The following is a 9,609-nucleotide window of genomic DNA, read 5'->3' as shown; positions in this document are numbered from 1 at the left end:
GGGTGGAATCCACCGTCCCGGCCCTCGTCAATAGCGGGAAGCCCAACAATAAAATCATAAATAACCGGATTGTCACGATTACCGTCCTTCGGTCCGACAGTAACTTTCGTTTAAAAACTTTCCTGTCATAAGTTTTTTTCATAACTTTGATTGTTAATTAATTGATAAGATTGATTACACAAAGGGATGGTATTCAAAGTTTTCCAGGCAGAGGATACCTCCCTCTTCTATTCTTCCGTTGCTTTTCTCAACGTACTTTATTTTAATTATTCCATTTTATTCTCATATCAGTCAAACGATTACAATTCCGCTCCATCATGACAACGATGGCACAACAAACTACCCCTTTGTCATTCAAGATAAGGATTCTATAAAAACTGATGAAGAAATACAAAGATCTGAACATTCCCAATTCACAACACGAATGTTCGTCACGCCGATCTCATTACAAATTAGATGGTTGCTCTACACCACTCGTCTAATAACAAAGTCAAAAGAATTATTAAAGCCGGATTCCCCCTTTTACACGCAGAGATACAATTACGATTTACCTCCATAAGCCTTTTTTATTAAAGATTAGGACGAAAAAAAACGGTTCCGTCTGTCCCGTTGTCTAACACCTCAAGGGCTGTGGGTGCATTACACACTCCATCACGGGGGTTCGGAACCGCCGTATGGAGATAGCAGGCATAAAAAATGCCCGCTACATTGTGGCAGGACTCCCCGCCCTTGAGTATGTTAGACATCACAAATATAGTAACATTTTTACAAAAAGCAAATATTACTCCATAATTTAACAGACCAAAATAAAACAACATAGCAACATTTACTACTTCCACAAAATAATCATATCTTATTCTTTAAGGCACAAAGAGAATTTCATAACTTATCATTATATTTGCACTATACAGCACATGAATGAAAAGGAATAATTTCAATCCACATATTTCCTTAATTAACCATATCAAATTTCGTAACATGGAAGAACACAACAATATATCACGAATGCAATCCGACTTTGAGCAAATCAAGAAACAATCAGAGGATGGGAAAGAGTATTGGACTTCAAGAGAATTGTGTTCTGCGATGGGATATAGCACTTACCAAAAATTTAGCCGCATTTTAGACAAAGCTATTGAAATAGCAAAAAGTAGAGGCATGAACATGAACGACCATTTTAACCAAACGGTTGAAATGGTTAAGCTGGGATCGAATACTTATAGAAAAGTAGAAAACTTTCATCTATCACGCATGGCTTGCATGATAATTACAGAAAATGCAGATTCTAAAAAACTTTTAGTACAGGCTGCAAGAGACTATTTTAAACAACAAATACAGACGTCTGAACTAATTTATAATCATTTATCTTCCAATATATTAATATATAAAACTCCACAAAACAAAGTTCATGTTGAAGTTGTATTCAATAGTGAAACTTTTTGGATGTCTCAAAAAAAGATGGGAGAACTCTATGGAGTAGATACTCGAACCATAAATTACCATTTACAACAAATATATGAATCGGGAGAACTTCAACAAGAAACAACTATCCGAAAAATTGGGATAGTTCAAATCGAGGGAAATCGAGAAGTCAACCGTCCACAAATGTTCTATAACCTTGATGTCATCATCGCCGTTGGCTACCGAGTGAACAGCTATCAAGCCACACAATTTCGTATTTGGGCAACCAGTGTATTAAAGGAATATCTGATAAAAGGCTTTGTTTTAGATGACGAGCGTTTAAAACAAGGAAAGCATTTTGGTAAAGATTATTTTGATGACTTATTAGAACGAATCAGGGAAATAAGAACTTCAGAACGCAGGTATTACCAAAAAATAACTGATATTTATGCAGAATGTAGTACTGACTATGACTCAAGACCGTCTATCAAACGCATTTCTTGACCTGGCTGAAATACGAGCAGAACGCCACCTAATAACTACAATGTCTGACTGGAAAAATCGTTTAGACAATTTCCTTTCGATGAATGATTATGAAGTATTACAAAATGCAGGAAGTATATCAACAGAAGAAGCCAAGGAAAAAGCATACGCTGAATACGACAAATTCAAATTAATACAAGACAAAGAATATCTTTCTGATTTTGATAAAGAAATAAAGAATTGGAAGGACAGAGGGCTATTTGATAACGAAAATCAATGAACAGAAATATTTTAGCATGAAACCAACCAATATTTCCCGGGAAGAAATGTGGGCCAGACAGCATTTATCAATACATGACATCGATTATGCCGTGTGGGAACGGGATAAAGCCATGCTCCACCAGACGGCAAAAGTAAGTCAGAGCTGCACGTTTGTTGTTGATGTTTACAAGAGTAAGTATGTATATGCCTCCTCTAACTTCGCAGATTTACTAGGATATGATGCAAACAAAATTGCCACATTGGAAAGGCAAGGAGATTACCTAGAATCCCGGTTCCATCCGGATGACTTCGATCAATTGGTGGATTTACAGATCAAACTGGGACAATTTATTTATAGCCTACCCTTGGAACAACGAAACGACTATTGTAATATATACAGTTTCCGGGTACGTAACACCAAACAACAATATGTAAGGGTAACCAACAGATTGCAAGTTTTGGAACAAGGACTTTCAGGAAAAGCATGGCTCATACTAGGTAACATGAGTATTTCTCCGGATCAGAAAAATTCAGAACAAGTTGACTGTACCGTTCTCAATCTCAGAAACGGAGAACTATTTTCCCCGACATTATTATCCTCCCCAACCATCCACCTGACAGAACGGGAAACGGAAATATTACACTTGATTCAAAAAGGCTTACTAAGCAAAGAGATTGCCAACAAACTCCAAATCAGTATTCACACGGTAAACATTCACCGTCAGAATTTACTACACAAACTGGAAGTACAGAATTCTATCGAGGCAATCAACAAAGGGATCGAATTAGGGCTATTGAAATAATTCGTATTTGTCGTCATTTCTGTTGACTAAACAGCTACAAAATAGTATCTTTGTAAGAAATAAGAATCATGATCTCTAAAGCTAATATCAAGTTTATGAATTCCGAGACAAACCGCATAGAATACAAACAAGAACTCACTGATGATTTAGAAAAAAGCGACCAAGCAAGTATTAGATAAAATCAACGTGGAAAATAAAACCTTAGCAAGAATTACCCCCAAAGAACGAGAGGAAAAAAGATTATGGAATTCCGTCGCCCTACGAGAAGCGGTAATTAATGCCATCGTACACAACGATTATACTTCAGAAATACCTCCTAAATTTGAATTTTTTGATGACAGAATAGAAATCACTTCATTTGGAAGTTTACCACAAGGCATGACCGAAAAAGAATTCTTTGAAGGATATTCCGTACCCCGCAACAAAGAATTGATGCGAGTATTCAGAGACTTGGATTTAGTCGAACATCTAGGCTCCGGAATCCCCCGTATTTTAAGGAGTTACGGAAAAGAATGTTTCAAATTCACAGAGAACTTTTTACGCATGACATTCCCTGCTTTAGAAAAGGTTACCCCGCAAGTCACCCCCCAAGTTACCCCCCAAGTCACCCCCCAAGTCGAAGACCTTATAAAAATACTAGATAGAGAAATGAATCGATCGGAACTCCAAGAAAAACTAAATCTTTCAGATAGAAAACATTTCAGAATACATTACCTAAAGCCAGCTTTGGAGGCAGGTCTAATAGAAATGACTAAACCTGAAATCCCAAACAGTAGATCTCAAAAATACCGTCTTACGGTAAAAGGGATACAAATAAAAGAGATAAATCAAACTCATTGAATAGCTATAAATAACTATTTCCCCCTCCACGTTGTTGAATTAACTTTGTTCCTCTTTTCGCACAATTTTAATTAAAACAACTAGGAGTCTATGGTATTCAACAAAACGGAAGAACAGGAAAAAGAATATTTACGACAGATTATCAACACTATAAACGATTCGATCAATAACACGGACAAATCCGTCAAGGAACACGTTGACACGTTACAAGAGTACAAAGAATATCTGTGGTCGAATAAAGACATCGATCCACACGAGATACGCTCCATGAGAGAAAGCATCCTACGTCATTTTGCAACAGGCGAGAGTGTCATTGATAAACGCAAACGCCTTGGAAAGATTCTGGATATTCCCTATTTCGGACGAATAGATTTCACGGAGAGTAAAGAGAGATGCGGAACAATGGCATTATATATCGGGATTCACACGTTCTATGATCCCGTAAAAAAAGCCAACCTAATCTACGATTGGAGAGCGCCTATATCCAGTATGTTTTACGACCACGAACTAGGGAATGCGTCCTATTCTTCCCCCTCCGGAGAGGTTGACGGGGACATTTCCCTCAAACGACAATATCGTATCCGCAAAGGTAAGATGGAGTACATGATCGAGAGTTCATTGACCGTTCACGATGATATCCTGCAAAAAGAGCTAAGTTCTAATGCAGACGATAAAATGAAAAATATCGTGACCACGATACAACGGGAACAAAACCGGATTATCCGAAACGAAGAAGCACAAGCGCTCATCATTCAGGGAGTGGCAGGATCAGGGAAAACATCCATAGCCCTGCATCGTATCGCTTATTTACTTTACACGCTAAAAGGGGAGATTACCTCAAAAGATATTCTGATCATCTCCCCGAACAAGGTTTTCGCCGACTATATCTCGAACGTCCTCCCGGAACTCGGCGAAGAAACGGTTCCTGAAACCAGCATGGAGCAAATCCTTTCGGGGATTCTTGATCACAAATACAAATATCAAAATTTCTTTGAACAAGTAACAGAATTACTAGATAAACCGACACCGGAATTTATTGAACGGATTCAATACAAAGCCTCCTTTGATTTCATCTCGCAATTAGAGAAGTTTATTCTTTACATGGAGAACAACTATTTTAAAGCAACAGATGTCAAACTGACCAAACATATTACCGTTCCGGCCGAGTTTATCGATGAACAATTCCGACGGTTCAATCGCTACCCGATGCGCAAACGTTTCGAGACGATGACGGATTATATCTTGGAGATGATGGCCTTAAGACATTATTTCAAAGCGACAACCGCCGAGAGGAATCTACTGAAGAAGGAGATACAAAAGATGTTCTCCGGAAACAGCGACATCCAAGTTTACAAAGACTTCTTCGAGTGGATCGAGAAACCCGAAATGTTCAAAATGCGCAAGAACCGTACCTTGGAATACGCAGATCTGGCCCCCTTGGCATATCTCCACATAGCGTTAGAGGGCTCTCCTACCCCTTCTCGGGTCAAACACCTCTTGATTGACGAAATGCAAGATTATTCGCCGATACAATACAAAATCATTCAGAAACTTTATCCTTGTCGGAAAACGATTCTCGGGGATACCTGTCAGTCGGTCAACCCCTACGGGTCATCAACAGCCGATATGATTCAGAAGGCATTCATCACGGGAGAAGTGATGAAACTCTGCAAAAGTTACCGATCCACGTTCGAGATCACGAGTTTTGCACAAAGAATTCAAACAAACGAGGAACTGGAAGCCATCACCCGACACGGGGAAAAGCCAACCATTCTCTCTTTCAAGAACCCGGAAAAAGAACTTTCCGCTATCTCGGAATTAATTACCACATTCAAAAAGTCAACTTACAAATCATTGGGGATAATATGCAAAACCGAGATGCAAGCACAAGAAATCACAGAGGAACTCAAATCGTACACGGACAACCTCTATTTCCTATCCCATCAGAGTACGGCTTTCGCCAAAGGAATCATCGTCACCTCATCCCACATGGCAAAGGGGTTGGAATTCGACGAGGTGATCATTCCCCAAGCGAACGATACCAACTACAACACGCTTATAGACAAAAGTATGCTTTACGTTGCCGTGACAAGAGCCATGCACAAACTAACCATCACGCATTGGGGCAAACCCAGTCGATTTATTCCTTAGACCAATCCTTACACACGTCAATCCACTCCCGGGAACGAGAACAATCCTCCAGTTCTTTGATAGATAACTCAACCGCACTGTTACTCGTCCCCGCAGCCGGGTAAACAATCTCGAAGCGTTTAAGCGAAACATCCAAGAATACACGAGTTTTCTCCGGAATAACAAAAGGGCAAACTCCCCCGGGTGCGTGTCCGACATATTGTTCCACCAACTCTCCCGGTATCATTTTCGCTTTTTGATGAAAATGTTCCTTGTATTTTTTATTATCAATCCTCGCATCCCCGGCCGTAACGATCAATATCGGCTCCTCCCCCAACAGGAAAGACATCGTTTTAGCAATACGCTCCGGTTCACATCCCACGGCAACAGCCGCTTCTTCCACGGTAGCACTCGATTGGGCCAATTCATGAACCCGTTGCCCTAAACCAAGGCGATCAAAATACTGTTTTACTTGTTCCAATGACATAACTATTCCTCAACAATTATCGTCTAGCAAAGATAAAGTAAAAATAATTGTAATAGAAGTAATCTAAAAATAATCCCGGGCTTGAGACCCGGGATGAACTGCAAAATCCAATTTATTACTTTTGAGAAGTAATTTCAGCCAATAAAAGAGTCTTATCAGACTGTTTCTTCACGTTCACGATGATTTTCATTTGTTCAAAGAATCGTTTTATTTTCTCGTCAATACCGGAGACATAAATCATTTTTATACCGCAGTCCACTAACCACTGGATAAAATAATTCATATTCCGATTTTTCACTTCACTATTCTTTATAGAAACGACTTTATCATCTTCTGTCGTAATTGTAGATACTTTAATCGCCTTTTTCCCGATGTTTTCACCGAGGTGGCAGAGTTGGTTATCTTCAAAAAACAAAGCTGCTTTCATAACTTTATTTTAATGGTTTATATCATTGTTATCACAAAAATCACACCAGAATTATACGAATGAAGAACAATAAAAGTTTATTTTTATTCTTTAATATATCACGGGTTTTCTAAAGAATTTTCCCATCTTTGTAAAGATCAGGAAAATAAACACCGACACGATTAATATTTGTAACACGATGAAAGTAATTTATGTCATTCTGACCACGACCGTAGTGTGCTGTTCATGCAAGAACACGATGCAACAGGAGACTGCATACGAGGGAAAGGATATTTCAGGAATCATCCGGATTTCCATTGATAAGGATACGAAAGTGTCCACGCTAACTATTGAGACAAACGGGAAATGGACGCTCTATTCCGGTTCTTCCGTGGATAATATCGATTTTTCAACCCCGATAGCCAAGCACCCGGAACCAGAAGGACAAGGTTATAACCGAATCACCCTTTCCTCTCTCTCAAGGCGTTATTATCAACTCATTACGGACGAAGGGAAAGCAACCGTCGCGGAAAGACATCTGCCGATGGCAGGAGGTTACAACTTCAGAGATCTAGGCGGGATAAAAACAAAAGACGGACGATTTGTCAGGTGGGGAAAAATCTTCCGTTCCGACGATTTACACAAACTGACAGAAGATGATCTGAATTATTTAGCCAGTATTCCCCTCAAAAGTATCGTGGATTTCAGAGGGGAAGAAGAACAGAAATTTGCCCCGGACAAGTTACCCGTGTCAGTAGTAAACGAATTCAAATTGCCCATCGATCCGGGAAACGTGATCTCCTTAATGGAATTGACCGATCTTGACTCGACACAGATGGATAGCATCATGATGCGCATGAATATTCTCTTCGTCACGGACAAAGATTTTATCGGATATTATAAAGAATTTTTCAAGCTATTGCAGCAAGAAAAAAATCTTCCCCTCCTTTTTCACTGTTCTGCCGGGAAAGACCGCACGGGTATGGGAGCTGCACTGATATTATATGCTTTGGGGGTTGATGAACAAACCATCATGGAAGATTACCTCGCCTCTAACGTTTACTTGAGTGATAAATATGCCAAAGAGATCGCCATGAACCCGAACTTGAAATCCGTACTCTCTGTCAAGAAAGAGTTTCTGCAAGCCGGACTAGACCAGATCAAGACAACACATGGTAGCGTGGAGAAATTCTTGGAGACAACTCTCGAAGTGGATATTCCGGCATTTCGGAAACAATTCCTGTACTAAGAATTCCACTTTTAAATTATCTTTGTCGCTTGAAAATACAATGACATGAATCACGATTATTTCAAGCTACATATTTCCGTGCTTTCAAAATTGCACGTGTGCATGGTCTTATCATGGATCATATTACTCTTCGGTTGTCAGAATACAGGGGAAAAAGAGATCGTGATCATATCCACCAATGATATACACGGGAGAATCGAACAATTCCCAAAACTGGCCACTTTCGTGGAACGAATAAAGGCAAAACACCCAAACGTAATTCTAGTAGATGCCGGGGATCGATTCACGGGGAACCCGTACGTGGACTATGCAAAAGAAAAGGGACTACCTGTTATCTCATTAATGAACGACCTAGGTTACGAGATCGGAACGCTAGGAAATCACGAGTTCGATTTCGGACAAAAAACTCTTCGGGCCAGAATAAACGACGCAACCTTCCCGATCGTCTGCGCTAACATCAATTCCTCCCGGGGAGAACTCGACAGTATCCCTCCTTATTATATTATCAAGAAAGACGGTATTAGACTCGGTTTTCTAGGCCTTGTACAAACGGGGGCTGACCATATACCAAGCGTCAACCCGGAACAATTGAAGGACATCACTTTCGACCATTATCTCGATAAGGTAGCGGATTACAGGTCACTAAAGCAACAATGTGACGTACTAATCGGTCTCACGCACCTTGGGGTTGACGAGGACTCCACCCTAGCCACACGAATGCCGGAACTGGATATAATCATCGGGGGACATTCCCATACCCTCTTAAAAACCCCGAAAGAAGTAAATAATGTCATGATCGGTCAAACAGGCCTCAAATTGCAATATGCCGGTCTGACCATATTAAAATTCAAACGAGGCAAGCTCACGGAACGCTCGTATCAATCCTGCTTGATTGACACGATTACACAGGTTGCCCCTTTCATGGTACAAAAAGTTAAATATTTCATTGATCAACCCAAGTTTAAAGAAGTGATCGGGGCAACCTCTCTCCCGTTCAAATCTCAAGAGAGCATCGGAAACATCGTGACAGATGCAATGACGCACTCAACGGCATCCGATTTTGCCTTTTACAATCAAGGCGGCATTCGTCTATCCGAACTTCCCCAAGGAAACATCACACTAGAAACCATTCTCTCCATAGAACCTTTCGGTAACCATATTGTCATTCACGAATTGTCTTTGAGCGACATAAAAGCATTAATACTCAATCATTTCAATCAAGAAGACCGCATAATAGACCTGTATGTATCACCCGGAAGTTACACGATTGTCCAAGACGAACAAGGAAAAGGAACAGATGTCATTTTTAAAGACCGTAACGGCAGACCACTCGTCAAGAAAGCCACGTATAAAGTTGCATTAAATAACTATGTAAGTGTCGAATATGACTTCCCAGGTAAAGGGGAAGGGCTACACACAGACATTTCAGTAGTAAATGCCATGATTGATTTCATCCGGACAAACACACCTCTCTCCCCGACAGACAAACGCACTTATCTATCATCAGTTAAATAACACAATCGCAAGGTAGGCCTTACACGGTGCAGGA

General features: G+C 40.1%; 7 protein-coding genes and 1 pseudogene. 6 read left to right on the top strand and 2 right to left on the bottom strand.

From position 1 onward, the window contains the following. Nucleotides 1–978 precede the first annotated feature (978 nt). The 4 genes and pseudogenes from rhuM to I2I33_RS19210 all read left to right on the top strand — a co-directional run bounded on the left by rhuM (nt 979) and on the right by I2I33_RS19210 (nt 5,939). A pseudogene (rhuM, locus tag I2I33_RS19225) lies at nt 979–2,164 on the top strand (RhuM family protein). 16 nt (nt 2,165–2,180) lie between these two features. Beyond that, nucleotides 2,181–2,948, top strand: a complete 768-nt coding sequence (locus I2I33_RS19220; RefSeq protein WP_195666876.1) for a response regulator transcription factor — start codon at nt 2,181–2,183, stop codon at nt 2,946–2,948. 186 nt (nt 2,949–3,134) lie between these two features. Beyond that, nucleotides 3,135–3,788 (top strand): Fic family protein, encoded by a 654-nt coding sequence (locus I2I33_RS19215; RefSeq protein ID WP_239428313.1) that lies wholly within the window; start codon nt 3,135–3,137, stop codon nt 3,786–3,788. A gap of 90 nt (nt 3,789–3,878) precedes the next feature. Next, nucleotides 3,879–5,939: a HelD family protein gene (locus tag I2I33_RS19210; protein ID WP_087421640.1), complete on the top strand. Its 2,061-nt coding sequence runs from the start codon at nt 3,879–3,881 to the stop codon at nt 5,937–5,939. On the opposite strand, the gene I2I33_RS19205 is transcribed toward I2I33_RS19210, so the two are convergent. Continuing rightward, a complete protein-coding gene (locus I2I33_RS19205; RefSeq protein WP_087421639.1) occupies nt 5,929–6,405 on the bottom strand; it encodes a YbaK/EbsC family protein in 477 nt (158 codons plus the stop codon). The two genes, I2I33_RS19210 and I2I33_RS19205, sit on opposite strands and share 11 nt — an antisense overlap. A 115-nt stretch (nt 6,406–6,520) precedes the next feature. Then, nucleotides 6,521–6,832 carry a hypothetical protein gene (locus tag I2I33_RS19200; RefSeq protein WP_087421638.1) on the bottom strand — a complete coding sequence of 104 codons (312 nt, stop codon included), beginning with the start codon at nt 6,830–6,832 and terminating at the stop codon, nt 6,521–6,523. 178 nt (nt 6,833–7,010) lie between these two features. Here I2I33_RS19200 and I2I33_RS19195 point away from each other — a divergent pair, with 178 nt between their 5' ends. Then, complete coding sequence (locus tag I2I33_RS19195) at nt 7,011–8,060, top strand: tyrosine-protein phosphatase (protein ID WP_087421637.1); 1,050 nt, start codon at nt 7,011–7,013, stop codon at nt 8,058–8,060. 45 nt (nt 8,061–8,105) lie between these two features. Continuing rightward, nucleotides 8,106–9,575: a bifunctional metallophosphatase/5'-nucleotidase gene (locus I2I33_RS19190; RefSeq protein ID WP_087421636.1), complete on the top strand. Its 1,470-nt coding sequence runs from the start codon at nt 8,106–8,108 to the stop codon at nt 9,573–9,575. Nucleotides 9,576–9,609 lie beyond the last annotated feature (34 nt).

Source organism: Butyricimonas sp. BSD2780061689_150309_C8 (assembly GCF_015560935.1).
GTDB lineage: Bacteria > Bacteroidota > Bacteroidia > Bacteroidales > Marinifilaceae > Butyricimonas > Butyricimonas paravirosa.
This window is presented reverse-complemented; position numbering and strand designations above follow the sequence as displayed.

Bases quoted from the DNA above. Each gene is read 5' to 3' on its own strand.
- I2I33_RS19220 (WP_195666876.1), top strand. From the start codon at position 2,181: ATGAAACCAACCAATATTTCCCGGGAAGAAATGTGGGCCAGACAGCAT.
- I2I33_RS19195 (WP_087421637.1), top strand. From the start codon at position 7,011: ATGAAAGTAATTTATGTCATTCTGACCACGACCGTAGTGTGCTGTTCA.
- I2I33_RS19205 (WP_087421639.1), bottom strand. From the start codon at position 6,405: ATGTCATTGGAACAAGTAAAACAGTATTTTGATCGCCTTGGTTTAGGG.
- I2I33_RS19200 (WP_087421638.1), bottom strand. From the start codon at position 6,832: ATGAAAGCAGCTTTGTTTTTTGAAGATAACCAACTCTGCCACCTCGGT.
- I2I33_RS19210 (WP_087421640.1), top strand. From the start codon at position 3,879: ATGGTATTCAACAAAACGGAAGAACAGGAAAAAGAATATTTACGACAG.
- I2I33_RS19190 (WP_087421636.1), top strand. From the start codon at position 8,106: ATGAATCACGATTATTTCAAGCTACATATTTCCGTGCTTTCAAAATTG.